Annotated in this window: 18 protein-coding genes; 7 read left to right on the forward strand and 11 right to left on the reverse strand. The window is 72.2% G+C overall.

Translation table 11 applies throughout. The features are described 5' to 3' along the window. Window positions 1-141 precede the first annotated feature (141 nt). Window positions 142-912, reverse strand: a complete 771-nt coding sequence (gene fabI / locus ACGFXC_RS20325; RefSeq protein WP_393714657.1) for an enoyl-ACP reductase FabI — start codon at window positions 910-912, stop codon at window positions 142-144. A 5-nt stretch (window positions 913-917) separates the two neighbouring features. Next, on the reverse strand, window positions 918-1,637 hold the full coding sequence (fabG, locus tag ACGFXC_RS20330; RefSeq protein WP_393714659.1) for a 3-oxoacyl-[acyl-carrier-protein] reductase: 720 nt from the start codon (window positions 1,635-1,637) through the stop codon (window positions 918-920). A gap of 145 nt (window positions 1,638-1,782) precedes the next feature. On the opposite strand from fabG, the gene ACGFXC_RS20335 reads away from it, so the two are divergent. The 3 genes from ACGFXC_RS20335 to tyrS are packed head-to-tail and all read left to right on the forward strand — an operon-like array spanning window position 1,783 to window position 6,056. Continuing rightward, window positions 1,783-3,345 (forward strand): TldD/PmbA family protein, encoded by a 1,563-nt coding sequence (locus ACGFXC_RS20335; protein WP_393714661.1) that lies wholly within the window; start codon window positions 1,783-1,785, stop codon window positions 3,343-3,345. Then, window positions 3,345-4,736, forward strand: a complete 1,392-nt coding sequence (locus tag ACGFXC_RS20340) for a metallopeptidase TldD-related protein (RefSeq protein ID WP_393714663.1) — start codon at window positions 3,345-3,347, stop codon at window positions 4,734-4,736. Before ACGFXC_RS20335 ends, ACGFXC_RS20340 begins: the two co-directional genes overlap by 1 nt. A 51-nt stretch (window positions 4,737-4,787) precedes the next feature. After that, window positions 4,788-6,056: a tyrosine--tRNA ligase gene (gene tyrS, locus ACGFXC_RS20345; protein WP_393714665.1), complete on the forward strand. Its 1,269-nt coding sequence runs from the start codon at window positions 4,788-4,790 to the stop codon at window positions 6,054-6,056. A gap of 91 nt (window positions 6,057-6,147) precedes the next feature. On the opposite strand, the gene ACGFXC_RS20350 is transcribed toward tyrS, so the two are convergent. Further along, a complete protein-coding gene (locus ACGFXC_RS20350; protein ID WP_393714667.1) occupies window positions 6,148-6,426 on the reverse strand; it encodes a GlsB/YeaQ/YmgE family stress response membrane protein in 279 nt (92 codons plus the stop codon). Between the two features lie 181 nt (window positions 6,427-6,607). On the opposite strand from ACGFXC_RS20350, the gene ACGFXC_RS20355 reads away from it, so the two are divergent. Then, window positions 6,608-6,940: a DUF3099 domain-containing protein gene (locus tag ACGFXC_RS20355; RefSeq protein ID WP_393714669.1), complete on the forward strand. Its 333-nt coding sequence runs from the start codon at window positions 6,608-6,610 to the stop codon at window positions 6,938-6,940. A gap of 138 nt (window positions 6,941-7,078) precedes the next feature. Beyond that, window positions 7,079-7,339: a hypothetical protein gene (locus tag ACGFXC_RS20360; protein WP_393714671.1), complete on the forward strand. Its 261-nt coding sequence runs from the start codon at window positions 7,079-7,081 to the stop codon at window positions 7,337-7,339. A 68-nt stretch (window positions 7,340-7,407) separates the two neighbouring features. On the opposite strand, the gene moaA is transcribed toward ACGFXC_RS20360, so the two are convergent. The 3 genes from moaA to ACGFXC_RS20375 all read right to left on the reverse strand — a co-directional run bounded on the left by moaA (window position 7,408) and on the right by ACGFXC_RS20375 (window position 10,564). Continuing rightward, window positions 7,408-8,397, reverse strand: a complete 990-nt coding sequence (gene moaA / locus ACGFXC_RS20365) for a GTP 3',8-cyclase MoaA (protein ID WP_393714673.1) — start codon at window positions 8,395-8,397, stop codon at window positions 7,408-7,410. Between the two features lie 176 nt (window positions 8,398-8,573). Next, window positions 8,574-10,202: a cation acetate symporter gene (locus ACGFXC_RS20370; RefSeq protein WP_393714675.1), complete on the reverse strand. Its 1,629-nt coding sequence runs from the start codon at window positions 10,200-10,202 to the stop codon at window positions 8,574-8,576. Next, complete coding sequence (locus tag ACGFXC_RS20375; RefSeq protein ID WP_393714677.1) at window positions 10,199-10,564, reverse strand: DUF485 domain-containing protein; 366 nt, start codon at window positions 10,562-10,564, stop codon at window positions 10,199-10,201. Before ACGFXC_RS20375 ends, ACGFXC_RS20370 begins: the two co-directional genes overlap by 4 nt. A 275-nt stretch (window positions 10,565-10,839) precedes the next feature. Here ACGFXC_RS20375 and ACGFXC_RS20380 point away from each other — a divergent pair, with 275 nt between their 5' ends. Further along, on the forward strand, window positions 10,840-12,384 hold the full coding sequence (locus ACGFXC_RS20380; protein ID WP_393714679.1) for a S8 family serine peptidase: 1,545 nt from the start codon (window positions 10,840-10,842) through the stop codon (window positions 12,382-12,384). A gap of 97 nt (window positions 12,385-12,481) precedes the next feature. Here ACGFXC_RS20380 and ACGFXC_RS20385 read toward each other — a convergent pair whose 3' ends face one another. Genes ACGFXC_RS20385 through ACGFXC_RS20395 form a run of 3 tightly spaced genes read right to left on the reverse strand, consistent with a single transcriptional unit; the run spans window position 12,482 to window position 15,188 of the window. After that, window positions 12,482-13,525 (reverse strand): zinc-dependent alcohol dehydrogenase family protein, encoded by a 1,044-nt coding sequence (locus ACGFXC_RS20385; RefSeq protein WP_393714681.1) that lies wholly within the window; start codon window positions 13,523-13,525, stop codon window positions 12,482-12,484. A 29-nt stretch (window positions 13,526-13,554) separates the two neighbouring features. Continuing rightward, window positions 13,555-14,250 (reverse strand): lysoplasmalogenase, encoded by a 696-nt coding sequence (locus ACGFXC_RS20390; protein ID WP_393714683.1) that lies wholly within the window; start codon window positions 14,248-14,250, stop codon window positions 13,555-13,557. After that, window positions 14,247-15,188, reverse strand: a complete 942-nt coding sequence (locus ACGFXC_RS20395; protein WP_393714685.1) for a sterol desaturase family protein — start codon at window positions 15,186-15,188, stop codon at window positions 14,247-14,249. The genes ACGFXC_RS20390 and ACGFXC_RS20395 overlap by 4 nt, the downstream gene beginning before the upstream one ends. A 114-nt stretch (window positions 15,189-15,302) precedes the next feature. Between ACGFXC_RS20395 and ACGFXC_RS20400 the strand changes: the two genes are divergently transcribed. Further along, on the forward strand, window positions 15,303-18,407 hold the full coding sequence (locus tag ACGFXC_RS20400) for an NACHT domain-containing protein (RefSeq protein WP_393714687.1): 3,105 nt from the start codon (window positions 15,303-15,305) through the stop codon (window positions 18,405-18,407). A gap of 59 nt (window positions 18,408-18,466) precedes the next feature. On the opposite strand, the gene ACGFXC_RS20405 is transcribed toward ACGFXC_RS20400, so the two are convergent. Then, the gene (locus ACGFXC_RS20405; RefSeq protein ID WP_393714689.1) at window positions 18,467-19,687 is read right to left on the reverse strand and encodes an amidohydrolase family protein; all 1,221 of its coding nucleotides are present in this window, start codon (window positions 19,685-19,687) and stop codon (window positions 18,467-18,469) included. Next, window positions 19,684-20,982, reverse strand: coding sequence for an amidohydrolase family protein (locus ACGFXC_RS20410; RefSeq protein ID WP_393714691.1), 1,299 nt, complete (start codon window positions 20,980-20,982; stop codon window positions 19,684-19,686). Before ACGFXC_RS20410 ends, ACGFXC_RS20405 begins: the two co-directional genes overlap by 4 nt.

The following is a 20,982-nucleotide window of genomic DNA, read 5'->3' on the forward strand; positions in this document are numbered from 1 at the left end:
TTCCAGTCGGTATGATCGGCGATGACTCCTAAAAACTTATCCACGTACACCCCGCCCCCCGTCACCGGTCGCGGTAAACCGGGGGGGGCCGCGCCCCCCCGGGGGAAGGCGCGGCCACCGCCGTACGGATGCGGGTACCGCTCAGGCGCCCATCGCGTGCAGGCCGCCGTCGACGTGCACGATCTCGCCCGTGGTCTTCGGGAACCAGTCCGACAGCAGCGCGACCACGCCCCGGCCCGCCGGCTCCGGGTCGCTCATGTCCCACTCCAGCATGGAGCGGGAGTTCCAGACCTCCGCCAGGTCGCCGAAGCCGGGGATGGACTTCGCGGCCATCGAGCCGATCGGACCGGCCGAGACCAGGTTGCAGCGGATGTTCTCCTTGCCCAGGTCGCGGGCGAGGTAGCGGCTGGTGGCCTCCAGCGCGGCCTTGGCCGGGCCCATCCAGTCGTACTGCGGCCAGGCGAACTGCGCGTCGAAGGTGAGGCCGACGACGGCCGCGCCCTCGTGCGGGAACAGCGGCTTGCAGGCCATGGTCAGCGACTTGAGCGAGAACGCCGAGACGTGCATGGCCGTGGCCACCGACTCGAACGGGGTGTTGAGGAAGTTGCCGCCCAGGGCGTCCTGCGGCGCGAAGCCGATGGAGTGCACGACGCCGTCGAGGCCGCCCAGCTCGTCGCGGACGAGACCCTCCAGGCGGGCCAGGTGCTCGTCGTTGGTGACGTCGAGCTCGATGACCTTCGCGGGCTTGGGGAGCTTGCGCGCGATGCGCTCGGTCAGCGTCGGCCGCGGGAAGGCGGTGAGGATGACCTCGGCCCCCTGCTCCTGGGCCAGCCGGGCGGTGTGGAAGGCGATGGAGGACTCCATCAGCACCCCGGTGATGAGGATGCGCTTGCCGTCGAGAATTCCGCTCATGGTGATCAGTGACCCATGCCCAATCCGCCGTCAACGGGAATGACGGCTCCTGTGATGTACGCGGCGTCGTCGGACGCCAGGAAGCTGACGGCCGCCGCGATCTCCTCGGGCTGCGCGTAGCGGGCGAGCGGCACCTGGTCCACGATGGCGGCGCGCTGCTCGTCGGTGAGCACCTTCGTCATGTCGGTGTCCACGAAACCGGGGGCGACCACGTTGAAGGTGATGTTGCGGGAGCCCAGCTCGCGGGCGAGCGAGCGGGCGAAGCCGACCAGCGCGGCCTTGGAGGCGGCGTAGTTGGCCTGGCCGGCCGAGCCCATCAGACCCACGACCGAGGAGATCAGGACGACGCGGCCCTTCTTCGCCCGGAGCATGCCGCGGTTGGCCCGCTTGACCACGCGGAAGGTGCCCGTGAGGTTGGTGTCGACGACCGAGGCGAAGTCCTCCTCGGACATGCGCATCAGCAGCGTGTCCTTGGTGACGCCGGCGTTGGCCACCAGCACCTCGACGTTGCCGTGCTTGGCCTCGACCTCCTTGTAGGCCTGCTCCACCTGCTCGGAGTCGGTGATGTCGCAGCGCACGGCCAGCACGCCCAGCTCGGTGAGCTCCTGCGGCGGCTCCCCCGAGCGGTACGTGATCGCGACCTTGTCGCCGGCCTGCGCGAAGGCTCGGGCGATGGCGAGGCCGATGCCCCGGTTACCTCCGGTGACGAGAACCGAGCGGCTCAACGGATCACCCTTTCGCTAGCTGTCTGAATAGCAAAAACCTATAGGTCCGGCCGCACATCCGGAGAATCGGGCTCCGACAGGGCCTCGCGACGCGCGCTGTCGAGTACCTACAGAAACGGGTATGCACCGGGGGGCCGATCGCGACATGATCGAGCCGACCTGCCCCGACCCCCGGAGGATTTCCGTGGCCCATTCCATCGACGCGGCCTTCACCGCGCTGCCCCTGCGGGCGCTCGCCGACGCGGCGCTCGCCCGGGCCCGCGCGCTGGGCGCCGACCATGCCGACTTCCGGCTCGAGCGGATCCGCAGCGCCTCCTGGCGCCTGCGCGACGCCAAGCCCTCCGGCGGCTCCGACACGACGGACCTCGGGTACGCGGTCCGCGTGGTGCACGGGGGCAGCTGGGGCTTCGCCTCCGGCGTCGACCTGACCATGGACGCCGCCGCCAAGGTGGCCTCGCAGGCCGTGGCCATGGCGAAGCTGTCGGCCCAGGTGATCAAGGCCGCGGGCTCGGACGAGCGGGTCGAGCTGGCCGACGAGCCGGTGCACGCCGACAAGACCTGGATCTCCGCCTACGACGTGGACCCCTTCTCGGTGCCGGACACCGAGAAGGCGGCCCTGCTCGCCGACTGGAGCTCCCGGCTGCTGGCCGCCGAGGGCGTCGCGCACGTCGACGCCTCGCTGCTCGCCGTCCACGAGAACAAGTTCTACGCCGACACCGCGGGCACCTCCACCACGCAGCAGCGGGTGCGGATCCACCCGCAGCTCACCGCCGTCGCCGTGAACGCCACCACCGGCGAGTTCGACTCGATGCGCACCATCGCCCCGCCCGCCGGACGCGGCTGGGAGTACCTGACGGGCACCGGCTGGGACTGGAACTCCGAGCTGGAGGACATCCCCGGCCTGCTCGCCGAGAAGATGCGGGCGCCGAGCGTCGAGGCGGGGCGCTACGACCTCGTCGTGCACCCGTCCAACCTGTGGCTGACCATCCACGAGTCCATCGGCCACGCCACCGAGCTCGACCGGGCGCTGGGCTACGAGGCGGCGTACGCCGGGACCTCCTTCGCCACCTTCGACCAGCTGGGCAAGCTCAAGTACGGCTCCCCGGTCATGAACGTGACCGGTGACCGCACGGCCGCGCACGGCCTGGCCACGATCGGCTACGACGACGAGGGCGTCGAGGCGCAGAGCTGGGACCTCGTCAAGGACGGCACCCTGACCGGCTACCAGCTGGACCGGCGGATCGCGAAGCTCACCGGTCTGGGGCGCTCCAACGGATGCGCGTACGCCGACTCCCCCGGCCACGTGCCCGTCCAGCGGATGGCGAACGTCTCCCTCCAGCCCGATCCGGGCGGCCTGTCCACCGAGGACCTGATCGGCGGGGTGGAGCGCGGGATCTACGTGGTCGGCGACCGCTCCTGGTCGATCGACATGCAGCGCTACAACTTCCAGTTCACCGGGCAGCGCTTCTTCCGCATCGAGAACGGCCGGCTGGCCGGTCAGCTGCGCGACGTCGCCTACCAGGCCACGACGACCGACTTCTGGGGCTCGATGGAGAAGGTCGGCGGCCCGCAGACCTACGTCCTGGGCGGCGCCTTCAACTGCGGGAAGGCCCAGCCGGGCCAGGTCGCGGCGGTCTCCCACGGCTGCCCGTCCGCCCTGTTCCGCGACGTGAACATCTTGAACACCACGCAGGAGGCCGGACGCTGATGTCGACCCGAACCACGCCGCACGAGATCGTCGAGCGCGCCCTGGAGCTGTCCACCGCCGACGGCTGCGTCGTCATCGCGGACGAGGAGTCCAGCGCCAACCTGCGCTGGGCGGGCAACGCGCTCACCACCAACGGCGTCACCCGCGGACGCACCCTGACGGTCATCGCCACCGTCGACGGCAAGGAGGGCACGGCCTCGGGGGTCGTCTCGCGCTCCGCCGTCACGGCCGCCGACCTGGAACCGCTGGTCCGGGCCGCCGAGGCGGCCGCTCGCGGGGCCGGCCCCGCCGAGGACGCCCAGCCGCTGGTGACCGGCACCCCGACCTCGCCGGACTTCACCGACGGCCCCGCCGAAACCTCCTCGGCGGTGTTCGCGGACTTCGCCCCCGCCCTCGGCGAAGCCTTCGCCCGGGCCCGGGCCGGCGGCCGGGAGCTGTACGGGTTCGCGAACCACGAGATGGTCTCCACGTACGTCGGCACCTCGACCGGGCTGCGGCTGCGCCACGACCAGCCCAACGGCACCCTGGAGCTGAACGCGAAGTCCCCGGACCGCTCCCGCTCGGCCTGGGCCGGCCGGTCCACCCGGGACTTCAAGGACGTGGACCCGACCGTGCTGGACGCGGAGCTCGCCGTACGGCTGGGCTGGGCGGAACGCAGGATCGAGCTGCCGGCCGGGCGGTACGAGACGCTGCTGCCGCCCACGGCCGTGGCGGACCTGCTGATCTACCAGATGTGGTCGGCGGCGGCCCGGGACGCGACGGAGGGCCGCACGGTCTTCTCCAAGCCCGGCGGCGGCACCCGCGTCGGGGAGCGGCTGTCCCCGCTGCCGCTGACCCTGCGCAGCGATCCGCACGCGCCGGGCCTGGAGTCGGCGCCCTTCGTGATCGCGCACAGCTCCGGCGACGACGCCTCGGTGTTCGACAACGGCCTGCCGGTCCCGGCGACCGAGTGGATCAGCGGCGGCGAGCTGTCACGGCTGACCACCACCCGGCACAGCGCCGCCCTGACCGGGCTGCCGCTCTCCCCCGCCTTCGGCAACCTCGTGCTGGACGGCGGCGGGGACAAGTCGCTGGAGGAGATGGTGGCGGGCACCGAACGGGGCCTGCTGCTGACCTGCCTCTGGTACATCCGCGAGGTCGACCCGGCCACGCTGCTGCTCACGGGCCTGACCCGGGACGGGGTCTATCTGGTGGAGAACGGGCAGGTCACGGGCGAGGTCAACAACTTCCGGTTCAACGAGTCCCCGGTGGACCTGCTGTCGCGGGCCTCCGAGGCCGGCCGGACCGAGAAGACCCTGCCGCGCGAGTGGGGGGACTGGTTCACCCGGGCCGCGATGCCGGCGCTGCGGATCCCGGACTTCAACATGAGCTCGGTCAGCAAGGGCGTCTGACCCACCTAGACTGACCATGGCAATTTCAGACATCGAAGGAGTCGAGAGACCGTGACGGACATCGTCGACGAACTGAAGTGGCGCGGGCTCTTCGCCCAGTCCACCGACGAAGAAGCGCTGCGCAAGGCGTTCGCGGACGGTCCGGTCACCTTCTATTGCGGCTTCGACCCGACGGCGGCCTCGCTGCACGTGGGGCACCTGGTGCAGGTGCTCACCGTGCGCCGGCTCCAGCAGGCCGGTCACCGGCCGCTGGCGCTGGTCGGCGGGGCCACCGGTCAGATCGGTGACCCGCGCCCGACCGCCGAGCGCACGCTGAACGACCCGGAGACCATCGCGAACTGGGTCGCCCGGCTGCGCTCGCAGATCGAGCCGTTCCTGTCCTTCGAGGGCGAGAACGCCGCGCTCATGGTGAACAACCTGGACTGGACGGCGGGCATGTCCGCCATCGAGTTCCTGCGGGACATCGGCAAGCACTTCCGGGTCAACAAGATGCTGACGAAGGACTCGGTCGCCAAGCGGCTGGAGTCCGACCAGGGCATCAGCTACACCGAGTTCAGCTACCAGCTGCTCCAGGGCATGGACTTCCTGGAGCTGTACCGCCGCTACGGCTGCGTCCTCCAGCAGGGCGGCTCGGACCAGTGGGGCAACCTGACGGCCGGGCTCGACCTGATCCACCGGGTGGAGCCGGACGCGCACGTCCACGCGATGGCCACCCCGCTGATGGTCAAGGCGGACGGCACCAAGTTCGGCAAGTCCGAGAGCGGCGCCGTCTGGCTGGACCCGGAGATGACGAGCCCGTACGCGTTCTACCAGTTCTGGCTGAACGTGGACGACCGGGACATCTCCACCTACATGCGGATCCTGTCCTTCAAGTCCCGCGCGGACCTGGAGGAGCTGGAGGCGCAGACCGCCGAGCGGCCGCAGGCGCGTGCCGCGCAGCGGGCGCTCGCGGAGGAGCTGACCACGCTGGTGCACGGCGCCGGCCAGTGCGCCGCCGTGATCGCCGCGTCGAAGGCGCTGTTCGGTCAGGGCGAGCTGGCGGAGCTGGACGAGGCCACGCTGGCCGCGGCCCTCTCCGAGCTGCCGCGGGCGCGGGTCGCCGAGCCGGGCCTGGTCGTGGACCTGCTCGCGGAGACCGGCCTGGTCGCCAGCAAGTCCGCCGCCCGCCGGACCGTGAAGGAGGGCGGTGCCTACGTGAACAACGTGAAGGTCACCGCCGAGGACGCGGTCCCCGCCGCGGAGGAACTGCTGCACGGCCGCTGGCTCGTGCTGCGGCGCGGCAAGAAGAACCTGGCCGCGGTGGAGGTCACCGGCGCCTGACGGCTCGGGAGGACGGCCGCCGCCCGGCGGCCGGCACGACGGAGGGCCGCCGCGGACACGACGTCCGCGGCGGCCCTTCGCGTGCCCGGTGCTACACGGTGCGGCGCTTGTCGCCCCGCAGCGCGATGTAGGCCATGTCGCCGAGCCCGACGATCACGACCGCGCCGACCAGCTGCAGCAGGTGCCTGATCCAGTCGATGCCCCGTGTGTCCTCGACGCCGATCCACCGCGAGACGGCGTTGCCGAGGAGGGCTCCGGCGATGCCGAAGAGGGTGGTCAGCCACAGGGGCTGGTGCTGCTTGCCCGGCAGGATGGCCCGGGCGATGAGGCCCAGCACGAAACCGACGATGATCGCCCACAACCATTGCATGTCGAGCCTCCTCGTGGCGCGTTGTGCGCGTGTGGGCCAAGTCTCGACCCGTCCGGCCCCGCGCGCACCTCGGACGGCCCGTCGGAGGGACACCCCCCTACTCCTCGGCGGCGCGGGGGCGGCGTACGGTGGGAGGGTTGCGGGCCGGGGCGTGCCCGGCGGGTGGATCGGGTGGTGGAGCATGGAGCGGTCGAAGCGGAACGGGGCCGAGGTCTTCCGGATCACCGGGGCGCGGATGAGCCTCGCCGAGGACGTGCGCGGACGGCAGCGCCGGTACGTGATCTCGATGGCGATCCGCACCCTGTCCGTCGTCGCCACGGTCGTGCTGTGGAACGTGGAACGCCATGTGGCGATGGTGACGCTGGCCGCCGGTCTGCTGCTGCCCTACATCGCGGTGGTCATCGCCAACGCCGGCCGCGAGTCCACGCCCTCGCTGCCCTCGCACTTCACGGCGGCCCCTGTGCGCCCGGCACTGGACGCGGGGAACCTCAGTAAAAGCTCAGATCAATCATGAAGTTCCGGTGCACCCCGGCGGGTCCTGCGTGACATACTGCCTACGCGCTCCGCATCCCCCGTCGGAGCGACGGACCGACGCCGGGCAGCTCCCCCCGTGGCTGCCCGGCGTCGCCCTTCCGTTTGTAGGGTTGAGGCCGTGAACTCCCCTGACTTCTTCTCCGGGCCCGGCTCCGAGATCGACACCCCCACCTGCTCCGCCAAGGGCTGCCGCGCTGCCGCGGACTGGGTCCTGGCGTGGAACAACCCGAAGCTGCACGCGCCGGAGCGGCGCAAGACGTGGCTGGCGTGCGAGGAACACCGCGAGCACCTGTCCCAGTTCCTGGGCGTGCGCGGGTTCCTCAAGGACGTCGTGAAGCTCGACGAGTGGGTCCAGCCGGAGGGCTCGGAACGCGGCTGAGCGCGCGGCCCGGCCGAGCGCGCGGCTCGGCCGGTCGTTCGGCCGGGCCGGGCGTTCGGCCGGGCCGGTCAGCCGCCGATCGCCGACATGGGGCGGTCGGGCTGGAGGAAGGACGGGTCGTCGAGACCGGACCCGGCCTTCTTGCCCCACATCGCGACCTTCCACAGCCGGGCGATCTCCTCGTCCGGGGCGCCCGAACGCAGGGCGGCGCGCAGGTCCGACTCCTCGGTGGCGAACAGGCACGTACGGACCTGGCCGTCGGCCGTGAGGCGGGTGCGGTCGCAGGCCCCGCAGAAGGGGCGGGTGACGGAGGCGATGACTCCGACGGTGGCCGGACCGCCGTCGACCACCCAGCGCTCCGCGGGGGCGGAGCCGCGCTCCTCGGAGCCCTCCTCGGTGAGGGTGAAGCGGGTGCGCAGGGACTGCAGGATGTCCCCGGCGGTGATCATGCCGTCGCGCTTCCAGCCGTGCTGGGCGTCCAGGGGCATCTGCTCGATGAAGCGGAGCTCGTACTCGTTCTCCACGGCCCAGGCGAGCAGGTCGGGGGCCTCGTCGGCGTTGAGTCCGGGCATCAGCACGGCGTTGACCTTGACCGGGGTCAGGCCGGCTTCGCGGGCGGCGGCCATACCGTCGATGACGTCGCGGTGGCGGTCGCGGCGGGTGAGGGTCTTGAAGACCTCGGGGCGCAGCGTGTCCAGCGAAACGTTCACCCGGTCCAGGCCGGCGGCCTTGAGCGCCTGTGCGGTGCGCTTGAGACCGATGCCGTTGGTGGTCAGGGACATCCGGGGGCGCGGCTCCAGGGCCGCGCACTGCTCCACGATGCCGACCAGGCCGGGCCGCAGCAGCGGCTCGCCGCCGGTGAAGCGCACCTCGGTGATGCCGAGCCGGGTGACGGCGATGCGGACCAGCCGGACGATCTCGTCGTCACTCAGCAGGTCGGACTTGCCGAGCCACTGCAGGCCCTCCTCGGGCATGCAGTAGGTGCAGCGCAGATTGCACCGGTCGGTGAGTGAGACGCGCAGGTCAGTGGCCACGCGGCCGTAGGTGTCGAGAAGCACTGTGGGCCCCCTCCCTGTCCGGATCCGTAGAGCTTGGCGCTGTCGCGGGTACGCGGGAGCGCTCCTTTCGAGCCTACGCGACGGGCGTCGCACTCAGGGGGGCCCAAAGGAACGAGAGGCGGCGCGGCCGCGTCGTAGAGAAGTACGACGCGGCCACGCTGGGTGTTCGGTGGATCTCAGTGAGCCCCTGTTCCGGTGAGGGATCGGACCTCCAGCTCGGCGAACTTCTGGGGGTCGGCCTTCTCCTTGGACAGTACGGTTCCCAGCCACCCCAGGAGGAAGCCGAGGGGGATGGAGATGATCCCCGGGTTCTCCAGGGGGAACCAGTGGAAGTCGACGCCCTTGAACATCGAGGTCTTCTCGTTGCCGGAGACCACGGGCGAGAACAGGACGAGGACCACGGAGGAGACGAGGCCTCCGTAGATGGACCAGAGGGCGCCCCGGGTGGTGAAGCGCTTCCAGAAGAGGCTGTAGAGGATCGTCGGCAGGTTCGCCGAGGCCGCGACGGCGAAGGCGAGGGCCACCAGGCCGGCGATGTTGATGTCCCGGGCGAGCGCGCCGAGGACGATGGCGACGGCGCCGATCACGACGGTGGACCAGCGGGCCGCCCGTACCTCTTCCTTCTCGGTGGCCTGGCCCTTGCGGATCACGTTCACGTAGATGTCGTGCGCGAAGGACGAGGAGGAGGCGAGGGTGAGGCCGGCGACCACGGCGAGGATCGTCGCGAAGGCCACCGCGGAGATCACGGCGAGCAGGACCGCGCCGCCCGTGGAGTCGGCGCCGCCGCCGACGGCCTGGGCCAGCAGCGGGGCGGCGGTGTTGCCGGACGGGTTGGAGTCGGTGATCTCCTTGGGGCTGAGCAGGGCGGCGGCGCCGAAGCCGAGCGCGATCGTCATCAGGTAGAAGGCCCCGATGATGCCGATGGCCCAGTTCACGGACTTCCGGGCGGCCTTCGCAGTGGGCACGGTGTAGAAGCGGATCAGGATGTGCGGCAGGCCGGCGGTGCCGAGGACCAGGGCGAGGCCGAGGGAGATGAAGTCCAGCTTCGAGGTGCCGGTGACCCCGTATTTGAGCCCCGGTTCCAGGAAGGAGGCGCCCTTGCCGCTGTTCTCGGCGGCCTTGCCGAGCAGGGCGGAGACGTTGAAGTTGAACTTCCACATCACCAGGAAGGTGATGAGCAGGGCGCCCGCGATGAGCAGGACGGCCTTGACCATCTGGACCCAGGTGGTGCCCTTCATGCCGCCGATGGTCACGTAGACGATCATCAGCACGCCGACCAGGGCGACGATCCCGATCTGGCCGCCGTCGCTGGTGATGCCGAGCAGCAGGGAGACCAGTACGCCCGCGCCGGCCATCTGCGCGAGCAGGTAGAAGATCGAGACGACGATGGTGGAGGTGCCGGCGGCGGTCCGGACGGGCCGCTGGCGCATCCGGTACGCGAGGACGTCGCCCATCGTGTAGCGGCCGGAGTTGCGCAGCGGCTCGGCGACGAGCAGCAGGGCCACCAGCCAGGCGACCAGGAAGCCGATGGAGTAGAGGAAGCCGTCGTAGCCCTTGAGGGCGATGACTCCGGCGATGCCGAGGAAGGAGGCGGCGGACATGTAGTCGCCGGAGATGGCCAGGCCGTTCTGGAATCCGGTGAACTGGCGTCCGCCCGCGTAGAAGTCGGCGGCGTCCTTGGTCTGGCGGCCGGCCCAGACGGTGATGACCAGGGTGGCCACGACGAACAGCCCGAAGAGGGTGAGGATGATCGGGCGGTGTTCGCTCGCTCCGGCGGCGACCGTCAGGTGCGTGAGGGCGCTCATGCTCCGGCCTCCAGGCGCGCCTTGATGGCCTCGGCCTTGGGGTCGAGGCGGCTGGCGGCGTGGCGCGAGTACCACCACGCGATGAGGAAGGTCGTCGCGAACTGGGCGAGGCCGAGCACGAGGGCGACGTTGATGTTGCCGAAGAGCTTGGTCCCCATGAAGCCGCCCGCGTAGTTGCACAGCAGGACGTAAAGCAGGTACCAGACGATGAAGGCCACGGTGAGCGGGAAGGCGAAGGAGCGGAAGGAGCCGCGCAGTTCCGCGAACTCGGGGCTCTGCTGAGCGGCCGCGAACTGCTCGGCCGTGGGGCTCGCCGGTGACGGTTCCGCGCCGCCCTGCGGGGGCGCTGCTTCGGTGGTCACGGGGGGTTCTCCTTGTGACGCGGGTGCGGTGGGGACGGACGGCAAAGCGACCTCCGTGTGTGGGGGGAGAGTGATGCTGATCCCCCCTGACAACGGCACGGTCGGCGTGTCGGGACGGTTCAACGCCCGCTGTTTCTTTGACTGGTTCTCTTTTCGAACGGCTGATTTCTCGAACGGATGGCGCGGAAGAGAACGTCAGCGCTAGGTTCACGTGTCATGCACCCGTCCGACGCGACCGCGTGCGGACGGCTTTTTCACGATGATGTGGAGAACCCATGGCTCATCTGGGACACGGCCGCCGGCGGGCCCTCGCCGTTCCGGCCGGCCTCGCGCTGACGGCCTCGCTCGCCTTCCTGCCCCCGGTGGCGGCTTCGGCCGCACCGCTCGGCAACACGGCGGGCCCGGCGACGGCCGCGCAGGCCGCCCCCGCGGGGCCGAAGCTGTCGTACGTGGCGAACCTGACCGCGTACGGGACCGTCAAGCAGGCCAAGAAGGCCGTCGAGCGGGCCGGCGGAACGGTGGTGACGTCCTACGAGCAGATCGGAGTCGTCGTCGCCCACTCCCAGAATCCGGACTTCGCGAAGCTGCTGCGGGCCCAGCGCAGCCTCTTCGTGTCGGTGGGCGCCACCCGCACGGCCCCCCTCCAGACGGTGCAGACCACCGAGGAGGGCACGACCCAGAAGCTGAGCGCGGCGGACGCCGCGAAGGCGGCGGCCCAGGCGGCGCCGGGGCAGGAGCCGCTGGAGGCGAACCAGTGGGACCTGCGGGCGATCAGGGCCGACCAGGCGCACAAGATCAACGACGGCAGCCCGGACGTCACCGTGGGCGTCATCGACACGGGCGTCGACGACACCCACCCCGACCTGGCCGCCAACTTCTCCAAGGGACAGTCCGCCAACTGCGTGGGGGGCGTCGCCGACACCACCGACGGGGCTTGGCGCCCGTACCCGGACGGCTCCGACCACGGCACGCACGTGGCGGGCACGATCGCCGCGCCGCGCAACGGCATCGGCGTCAGCGGTGTGGCGCCGGGGGTGAAGGTCGCGGGCATCAAGGTGAGCGAGCCCGGGACGAGCCTGTTCTTCACCGAGGCGGTCGTCTGCGGCTTCATGTTCGCCGCCGAGAAGGGGATCGAGGTGACGAACAACAGCTACTACGTCGACCCGTGGATGTTCAACTGCAAGTCGGACGACGACCAGAAGGCGCTGGTGGAGTCCCTCGCCCGGGCCACCAAGTACGCGGAGCGCAAGGGCGTCCTGAACGTGGCCGCCGCGGGCAACGAGGAGTTCGACCTGGCCGCCGACTCCCTCGTCGACACGACCAGCCCGGACGACGCCACCCCCGTCCCGCGCACCATCGACCCGAAGACCTGCCTGGACCTGCCGGCGCAACTGCCCGGTGTGGTCACCGTCAGCGCGACCGGCGACAAGGGCCTGCGCTCGTACTACTCCAGCTTCGGGCTGGGCGTCGTCGACGTGGCCGCCCCCGGCGGCGACAAGTGGCAGGTCCCGGCCACGCCCGACGCCAACGGCCGGGTGCTCTCCACCCTGCCGGGCGGCGGCTACGGCTACAAGCAGGGCACCTCGATGGCCACCCCGCACGTCGCGGGCGTCGCGGCACTGATCAAGAGCGCCCACCCGTGGGCCACGCCCTCGCAGGTCCAGGCGATGCTCAAGGCCCAGGCCACGAAGACGGCCTGCCCGGACAAGATCTACGACGACGCCGGCAACCTGGTCGACGCCGCCACCTGCAAGGCCAAGTGGGGCCAGACCGGCTACTACGGCGCGGGCGTGGTCGACGCGCTCAAGGCCGTCAAGTGACGGACGGCCGCGCCGGACGGTGACGCCGGACGGGCCGGACGGGCCGGACGGGCCGGACGGGAAGTCCCCCGCCCGGCCCGTCCGCGTCCGCCGGGGCTCAGGGCTTGATCAGGACCTTGAGGGCGCTGCGGTCGTCCATCGCCCGGTAGCCCTCCGGGACCTCGTCCAGGGACACGGCGCGGTCGAAGACGGGCGAGGGGTCGATGGCCCCGCTCAGCACGTCCTCCAGCAGCTCCGGGATGTACGCGCGGACCGGTGCCACCCCGCCGCGCAGGGTGATGTTGCGGTCGAACATCACGCCGAGGTCGAGGCCGGTGCCGCTGCCGTGCGGGACCCCGACGTAGCCGATGGCCCCGCCGTCGCGGGTGATGTTCACGGCGGTGCGCATGGACTGCTCGGTGCCGACGGCCTCGATGACGGCGTGCGCGCCCTGGCCGCCGGTCAGTTCGCGGACGGCCGCCTCGGCCGCCTCGCCGCGCTCGGCGACCACGTCGGTGGCACCGAACAGCTTGGCGATGTCGGTGCGGACGGTGTGCCGGCCCAGGGCGATGATCCGGTCGGCGCCGAGCCGCTTGGCGGCCAGTACGCCGCACAGCCCGACCGCCCCGTCACCGACGACGGCGACGGTGGAGCCCTTGCGGACACCCGCGCCGAGGGCGGCGTGGTGGCCGGTGCCCATGACGTCGGAGAGGGCCAGCAGCCCGGTCAGCAGGTGGTCGTCGGAGACGGCCTCCGCCGGGAGCCTGACCAGGGTGCCGTCGGCGTGCGGGACGCGGACGGCCTCGCCCTGGCCGCCGTCGTGGCCGACCGAGCCCCAGAAGCCGCCGTGCACGCAGGAGGTGTACAGGCCCTCGGAGCAGTAGTCGCAGGTGCCGTCGGACCACATGAAGGGGGCCACGACGAGGTCGCCGGCGCGCAGCCCGGAGACGGCGGAGCCGGTCTCCTCGACGACGCCGAGGAACTCGTGCCCGATGCGCTGCCCGGGCTTGCGCGCGGCTTCGCCGCGGTAGGCCCACAGGTCGCTGCCGCAGATGCAGGAGCGCAGCACGCGGACGACGGCGTCCTCGGGGCGCTGGATCGCAGCGTCGGGCACCTCCTCCACGCGGATGTCGTTCGGGGCGTGGATGACGGTGGCGCGCATGGTGGTGCAGCCCTCCGGAGCAGATTGATTCAGTCTTGTATGACTTCCCTACGGTACGCCTGCGCCGGAGCGAGCGCGCCCATGGCCAGCAGGTACTGGGCCGCCAGGTAGGTGGCCATGATCCAGAAGTCGGGCCGGGGGAGCTGGGGCCAGTCGGCGACCCCGGTGGCGATCAGGGTGTCGGAGAGCAGGAACAGCGCCCCGCCGACGGCGGCGGTGCGGCCGAGCGCGCCGGCCCGGTAGGCCATCGCGGTCAGCAGCAGGCTGTACCCGGCGACCGGGACGCGCAGGTCGGACGGCAGACCGTCCCAGAGCAGGGCGACGGTCCCGGTGAGCGCGAGGGCGTACGCGGCCGCGAGCAGGGGGCCGGTCCGGCCCCGGCCGAAGAGCACGAGGTAGCAGACGTGCCCGGCGGCGAAGGAGCCCATGCCGACGAGGAAGGCGGGGTCGGCGTCGAAGAGCAGGGCGAGGTCCCCGCCCCAGCCGAACAGCAGGGCGGCGACCAGGAGCCGGGGCGCGCCGCGGGTGAGGACGTGTGCCACCAGCAGCGGCATCAGCAGCGGCTTGGCGATCACGTGCCCGAGGTGCCAGCCGGCCAGCAGCGCGCCGAGGTCGGCGGCGGCGGCCACGGCGAAGGCGCCGAGCAGCAGCCGGCCGGCCCGGGAGGCCGCGGGGCGGGCCGGACCGGCCGGTCCGGCCGGCGTACGGGACCCGACGACGCTCACGCGGCCCGCTCCGGCGCGGGCACGGGCTGCGGGGCGGCGGGCTCCTGGGCGGCCGGCGCCGGGACGGCGGGCGCGTCGGGGGCGGGCGCGGGCGCGGCCGGCGCCGGGGCGGCGGGCTGCCAGCCGGGGCCCGCGAAGACCCGCCCGGCGCGCTCGCGCCAGCTGCCCGCGGCCCGGACGTCGCGCGCGATGGCGGCGTACTCGTGGGTGGCCACGCGCAGCGGGTTGTGGGTGGCGATGTTCTTGGTGAGCCCGTAGACGGGCCGCTCCGTCTCCCCCACCCAGGAGCCGAACATCCGGTCCCAGACGATCAGGATCCCGCCGAAGTTGCGGTCCAGGTAGCCGCCCTGGGAGGCGTGGTGGACCCGGTGGTGCGAGGGGGTGTTGAACACGTACTCGTAGGCGCGCGGCAGCTTCCCGATCCGCTCGGTGTGCACCCAGAACTGGTACAGCAGGTTGATGCCGTAGCAGAAGGGGATCGCGGCCGGGTGCACGCCGAGGGCGACCATCGGCAGGTAGAACCACCAGGTGGTGGCGCTGGTCCAGGGCTGGCGCAGGGCGGTGGTGAGGTTGAACCGCTTGCTGCTGTGGTGCACGACGTGGCAGGCCCACAGGATGCGGATGACGTGGTGCAGCCGGTGCTGCCAGTAGTAGAGGAAGTCCTGCACGAGCAGCATCAGCAGGGCGGTCCACCACAGGAACGGCACGCGCAGCGGGGTCAGTTCGTAGACCGCGGTGAAGACGGCGACGACCGGGATCTTCCAGAGCAGGTCGAACCCGATGCTGCCGAGCCCCATGGTGACGCTCGTGACGGCGTCCCTGGTGTCGTACCCGGCCGCGTCCTCGTCGGGATGCAGCCGGTAGCTCACCACCTCGATGACGGTGAGCAGCACGAAGGCAGGTATGGACCACAGCACGACATCGGGCAGGTTCGGCATGCCCCGCACCATAGAGGCGCCCCGGGGGGCTCCGCTAGAGGTTGTTACCGATCAGTATCCGACGAAGTTACCCCCGGTACCCGGGATACTGGGCGGCTCGGGCGGGGAGGCGATGTGACGGGGTTCGAGACGGTTCTCTTACGGGTGGCGGGCACGGCGGCGGGCGCCGTGGTCAAGTCCTTCCTGACCCGGACCCCGGGCGCGGGGCTGGCACCCGATCCGGTCCGGCCCGGCCGGCGCTGGCTCACGCCTCCGGCGGAACTGCGCGACCCCGAGGTGCGCCGGCTCACCGAGACCCTCGCCGGCCGGCTCGGCGCCGCCTCGGCGGCGCTGCCGGAGCACGAGCGGCTCGCCGCGGTGGACGCCGTCGGGGACGCCTTCGCCGCCCTGGGCGCCCTCGACATGGACACCCTGCTCGACCTGGACCTCTCCCCCGGCGCCCTCGCCGACCACGTGCTGGCCCACACCCCGCCGGCCGGCCTGAGCGACGCCGCGCAGGCCCTGTACCGGGAACTGGTCGCCCAGAGCTGCGCGCACGCGGTGGAGCACATGACCTCCCTGCCCGCCTTCGCCCCGCGGGCCGGCGTCGAACTCCTGCGCCGCAGCGGCGCCCTGGCCCGCGCGGTGCACGAGCTGGGCGAAGCCCGGGACGGCGCCGCCCACGCCTTCGAGGAACGCTACGCCCGGTACATCGCCGGCGCCCACGGCCGGCTCCAGCTCTTCGGCATCACCCTCAGCCGCTCTCCGCAGGAATGGCCCCTGGACGTGGCCTACATCGGCCTCACGGTGAGCGGGGAACAGCTGCTGCCCGGGAACCCCGCCTCCCACCGGACGGTCCGCAGGGCCGATGAGGCGCTGGCCTCCGCCGAACGCACCCTGCTGCGCGGCCCCGCCGGTTCCGGCAAGAGCACCCTCGTGCAGTGGCTGGCCGTCAACGCAGCCCGGCGCTCCTTCACCGGCGGCCTCGCCCCGTGGAACACCTGCGTGCCGTTCGTCCTGCGGCTGCGCTCCTTCACCACCACCGAACGCCTGCCGCTGCCGGCGGAGTTCCTGCCCGAATCCGGGGTGCCGCTGACGGCTCCGGCGGGCTGGGCCGAGGACCTGATGCGCGAGGGACGCGCCCTGGTCCTGGTCGACGGGGTGGACGAGGTCCCGCTGCGCCTGCGCGGACGCACCCAGGTGTGGCTGCGCGGCCTGATCTCCGCCTTCCCCAAGGCCCGTTACGTGGTGACCACCCGCCCCTCGGCGGTTCCCGAGGACTGGCTGGCGGGCCAGGCCTTCACCGCCCACTCCCTGCTGCCCATGGAACGGGAGGACATCGGCTCCTTCATCGGGCACTGGCACGCCGCCGCCCGCGCCGAATGCGCCGACGACGCCCAGCGCGCGGACGTCGATGCGTACGAGGCCTCCCTGCGCGAGGCCGTGGGCACCCGCCGCGACCTCGGCAAGCTGGCCGCCAACCCGCTGATGTGCGCGCTGCTCTGCGCGCTCAACCGGGACCGACGCATGCAGCTGCCCCGGGCCCGCAAGGAGCTGTACGACGCCGCCCTGGAGATGCTGCTCGTACGGCGGGACGCCGAGCGGGAGATCACGGGCGTGGAGGGGGTGCGGCTCACCCGCGACGAACAGACCCTGCTGCTCCAGCGGCTGGCGTACTGGCTCATCCGCAACGGGCAGACCGAGGCCGACTGCGACGAGGCCGTGGAGCTGGTGGAGGAGTGGCTGGACTCCATGGTCCAGGTCCGGGCCCAGGGCACCGCGGCCGAGGTCTTCAGCCACCTCCTGATCCGCAGCGGCCTGCTGCGCGAACCCGTCCCGGGCACGGTCCACTTCGTCCACCGCACCTTCCAGGACTACCTCGGGGCGAAGGCCGCCGTGGAGGCCCGCGACCTGGGCGTGCTGGTGCGCAACGCCCACGACGACACCTGGGACGACGTGGTGCGGATGGCCGTGGGGCACGCGCGTCCCGACGAGCGGGCGACATTGCTGCGCCGGATCCTGGGCCGGGCGGACAAGGTGCGCAAGTACCGGGGCCGGCTGGTCCTGCTGGCCGCCGCCTGCCTGGAGCACGCGCCGGAGCTGGACCCGGCGGTGCGCCACGAGGTCGAGCGCCGCACGGCCGAACTGCTGCCGCCGCGCAACGCCGCGCAGGCGGAGGAGCTCGCGAAGGCGGGTCCGCTGGTGCTGGAGCTGCTGACGGAGCCGCTGTTCCTGGAGGAGGACGCGGCCGCGGCCACGGTACGGACGGCCACCCTCATCGGCGGGGACCAGGCGGTGGACCTGCTGGCCCGCTTCCGCCCCGACGACCGGTTCAAGGTGCGCTGGGAGCTGGCCGACGGCTGGGACCGCTTCGAGCAGGTGCAGGAGTACGCGGACGCCGTGCTGGCGCGGACCCGGCTGGACGACGTCCAGCTGTGGGTGCGCACCCCGGCGCAGCTCGCGGCGCTGCCCCGGCTGGACGGGCTGCGGCGGATCGCCCTGACCGGCGGCCGGGGTCTGCCGCCGGAGGTCCGGGCCCTGCGGGACCTGGAGCACCTCGCGCTCCTCCAGAGCCCCCTGACGGACCTCTCCGGCCTCACGGTGTTCGAGGGGCTGAAGTACCTGGGCCTGTACGACTGCCAGCGGATCGCGTTCCTCGACCCGCTGACCGCGCTGCCGTCCCTGGAGAGCCTGACGCTCGTGGGCGCCCCGGACCGGCTGGGCCTCGCGCCGCTGGCCCGCATGGAGGCGCTTGCGTACCTGTTCCTGAACTACCCGGTGCCCGGTACCGACCGGGTCTCCGACCTCCCGGCGCCCGCGGGGCTGAAGCACCTGCACCTGCACGCGCGGGCCGCGCACCTGGCCCTGGACGACATCGGCCGCTGGCCGGAGCTGACGTGGCTCACCTTCCACGGCCCCGAGCGGACGGCCGACTTCCTGGCGCTGCCCGATCCGTCCGGCCTCAAGGGGCTGCAGATCCTGGACGCGGAGGTCGGCTCCGAGGTGCTGCTGCGCTGTCCGGGCCTGGAGATGCTGGCCCTGAGCGACTGCACCCTGCCCCAGGGGCTGTCCGCGCTGCGGGAGCTGCCGGAGCTGACCCGGCTGACCCTCCTCAACGCGGGTGAGTACGACCTCGCGCCCCTGGCCCGGCTGCCCGGGCTGACCGTCGTCGTGGGCGCGAACGTACGCCTGCACGGCGCCGACTCCCTCCCCCCGGAGCGGATCAGGCGGCTCTCCTGACCCACCCCGGGCGGCCCCGGTCCCCCACGGGCCGGGGCCGCCGTCGCGGGGCACGGGCGCTACCAGACGCGGACCGAGGCGCCGCGGGCGAAGGCCGGGCTGGTGGCGCCCGGCGGGATGTGGGTCAGGGGTTCGGCGATCTCCGTGACGAGGGGGCCGTGCTTGGCGGCCACCGCGTCCAGGAGGGGGAGGTCGAAGCCGTAGACGCGGGCGGCGTTGCCGCCGACCATGGCGGCCACCTCCGCCCGGGGCAGGCCCGCGTAGGCGATGCGGAGGCCTTCGCGGGAGTAGGGGGTGGTGCCCTCGTCGTGGGGGTAGTCGCTGCCCCACATGATCTTGTCGAGGCCGATCCGGTCCCGCAGCGGGACTTCGTGGGGGCGCATGAAGCTGGCCCCGACGAAGCAGTTCTCCCGCCAGACCTCGCTCGGGCCGCGGCCCATCGAGTCGGCCAGGCCCGCGCCGAACTTGGCCTCCGCCGTGGACGCGGCCGCGACCAGCCGGCCGTGGTAGTAGTCCAGCATGTCCAGCACGCCCGGGATCCAGCCGGAGCCCTGCTCCGTCAGGACCAGCTTGAGGCCCGGGTGGCGGCGGAAGGCGCCGCCGAAGATCAGGTGCCACAGGGCGCGGTGCGAGAACCAGGTCGTCTCCACCATGAACACCGCCCGGGCCGCCGGTTCGTCGCCGAGCGGCGGCGACGCCGAGCCGCCGTGGTGGTTGACCGGGACGTCGAGCTCCGCGCAGACCGCCCAGATCGGGTCGTACGCGGCCGAGTACAGCTCCGGCACGGGCGAGCCGGGCGGGACGCCGGGCAGCAGGATGCCGCCCGTGAGGCCCGCCTCCTTCGTGCGGCGGATCTCCCGCACCGCCGCGTCCACGTCGTTGAGCAGGATCTGCGCCACCCCGGCCCGCCGGCCCGGGGCGTCCGCGCAGAAGTCGGCCAGCCAGCGGTTGTGCGCCTGCAGCCCCGCCCAGCGCAGTGCGTACTCGGAGGCCGTGGGCGGCTGGGCCATCAGCGAGGCCTTGGGGAAGAACGGCGGGATGGTGTTGGGGAAGAGGACCTCCGCGACGATCCCGTCGGCTTCGAGTTCGGCCAGCCGCCGGGCCGAGTTCCAGTTGCGGTCGGCGGTGTCGGCGAGGAGGTCCTCGTAGGGGTTGACGTAGGCGGCGGCCCAGGCGTCGAACGCCTCGTGGTGGCGCGCCTCCAGGTAGGGCCGGTAGTCGAGGAGGTCGGCGCCCGCGTGGCAGTCCGCCGAGATGACGGTGTAGCGGTCCTCCGTCATGCCGGGCCCTCCTGTCCCAGGACCGGGAAGTCCTGGCCGGTGAGCCAGTGGCGGCCGGTCTCGCGGGAGCGGGCCCAGGAGGCCTCCACCGCCGCCTGGTCCGGGGACTGCCCGAGCTCCGCCGGGGTGGGGCCGATCCGGCGGGCGAGCGGGGCGAGCCGTTCGGTGTCGAAGCCGAAGACCTCCGCGGCGGCCAGTCCCAGCATCCGGCGGGTCTCGGCGACCGGGATGTCGTGGAAGGTCTTGCGCAGCCAGTTGCGGGTGTCGGGCCAGGTACCCTCGGGGTGCGGGAAGTCCGAGCCCCACAGGATGTTGTCCACGCCGATCTCGTAGCGCTGCGCGAGTTCGCGCCGCTTGGTGTTGGTCGCGCAGACGAAGACCTGCCGGTCCAGGTACTCGCTCGGCGGGCGCTTCAGCTCGGCGAACGGGGACAGCTTCTTGCCGCCGTGCGCCCCGAGGTAGAGCCGGTCCATGAACCAGAGCTGGTTCGGCAGCCACCAGCAGCCCGACTCCGCCACCCCGAACTTCAGGCCCGGGTGGCGCTCGAAGACCCCGGACCAGAGCAGGAACCACAGGGGGCGGGCCGGCCACCAGGTGACCTCGGAGACGTAGATGCCGAGGTGGTCCCCGTACTCGTGGCGGGGCGCGGCCCCCGAGTGCGTGACGACCGGCATGGCCGTCTCGGCGGCGGCCGCCCAGACGGGGTCGTAGCGGCGGTCGTGGTACGGGGCCTTGTCCACCCACATCGAGGGGATCATCAGGGCGCCCAGTCCGGACTCCTTGGCGCGGTGGATCTCCGCGACCACCTTCGCGGGCTCGGCCGTGATCGGCAGCAGCGCGACCCCGCAGTGGCGTTCGGGGTTCTGCCCGACGAACTCGGCCAGCCAGCGGTTGTGCGCCTGCGCGCCCGCCAGGCCCAGCTCGGGATCCTGGTCCCCGGACAGGCCGAGGCCCACGCCGAAGGGGGCGGCGGTCTGGCTGTCGACGGCGTCCGCGTCGGGGAAGACGACCTCGGCGGCCACTCCGTCCCCGTCGAGTTCCTTGAGCCGCTGGGCTGCGTCCCAGCCGCCCTTGAGGCCCTCCTCGTGGTCGTGGAACCACTTCTCGGCGAAGGCCTCGTTGCGCACGCCGAGCCGGGTGGCCTCCTCGCGGCGGGCGTCGCGCTGGCCGAGGAACTCGTCGAACTGGGGGTGGAAGCGGGAGTCGAGGTAGGGGCGGTACCGCTCGGTGGGCAGGCCCGCGTGGCAGTCGGAGGAGATGATCAGGTACGGGTCTTCGTACGGGGTGTCACTCAC

Source organism: Streptomyces sp. NPDC048507 (genome assembly GCF_043199995.1).
GTDB lineage: Bacteria > Actinomycetota > Actinomycetes > Streptomycetales > Streptomycetaceae > Streptomyces.

Bases quoted from the DNA above. Each gene is read 5' to 3' on its own strand.
- fabI (WP_393714657.1), bottom strand. From the start codon at position 912: ATGAGCGGAATTCTCGACGGCAAGCGCATCCTCATCACCGGGGTGCTG.
- ACGFXC_RS20335 (WP_393714661.1), top strand. From the start codon at position 1,783: ATGATCGAGCCGACCTGCCCCGACCCCCGGAGGATTTCCGTGGCCCAT.
- ACGFXC_RS20340 (WP_393714663.1), top strand. From the start codon at position 3,345: ATGTCGACCCGAACCACGCCGCACGAGATCGTCGAGCGCGCCCTGGAG.
- ACGFXC_RS20350 (WP_393714667.1), bottom strand. From the start codon at position 6,426: ATGCAATGGTTGTGGGCGATCATCGTCGGTTTCGTGCTGGGCCTCATC.
- ACGFXC_RS20355 (WP_393714669.1), top strand. From the start codon at position 6,608: ATGGAGCGGTCGAAGCGGAACGGGGCCGAGGTCTTCCGGATCACCGGG.
- ACGFXC_RS20370 (WP_393714675.1), bottom strand. From the start codon at position 10,202: ATGAGCGCCCTCACGCACCTGACGGTCGCCGCCGGAGCGAGCGAACAC.
- ACGFXC_RS20380 (WP_393714679.1), top strand. From the start codon at position 10,840: ATGGCTCATCTGGGACACGGCCGCCGGCGGGCCCTCGCCGTTCCGGCC.
- ACGFXC_RS20385 (WP_393714681.1), bottom strand. From the start codon at position 13,525: ATGCGCGCCACCGTCATCCACGCCCCGAACGACATCCGCGTGGAGGAG.
- ACGFXC_RS20395 (WP_393714685.1), bottom strand. From the start codon at position 15,188: ATGCCGAACCTGCCCGATGTCGTGCTGTGGTCCATACCTGCCTTCGTG.
- ACGFXC_RS20405 (WP_393714689.1), bottom strand. From the start codon at position 19,687: ATGACGGAGGACCGCTACACCGTCATCTCGGCGGACTGCCACGCGGGC.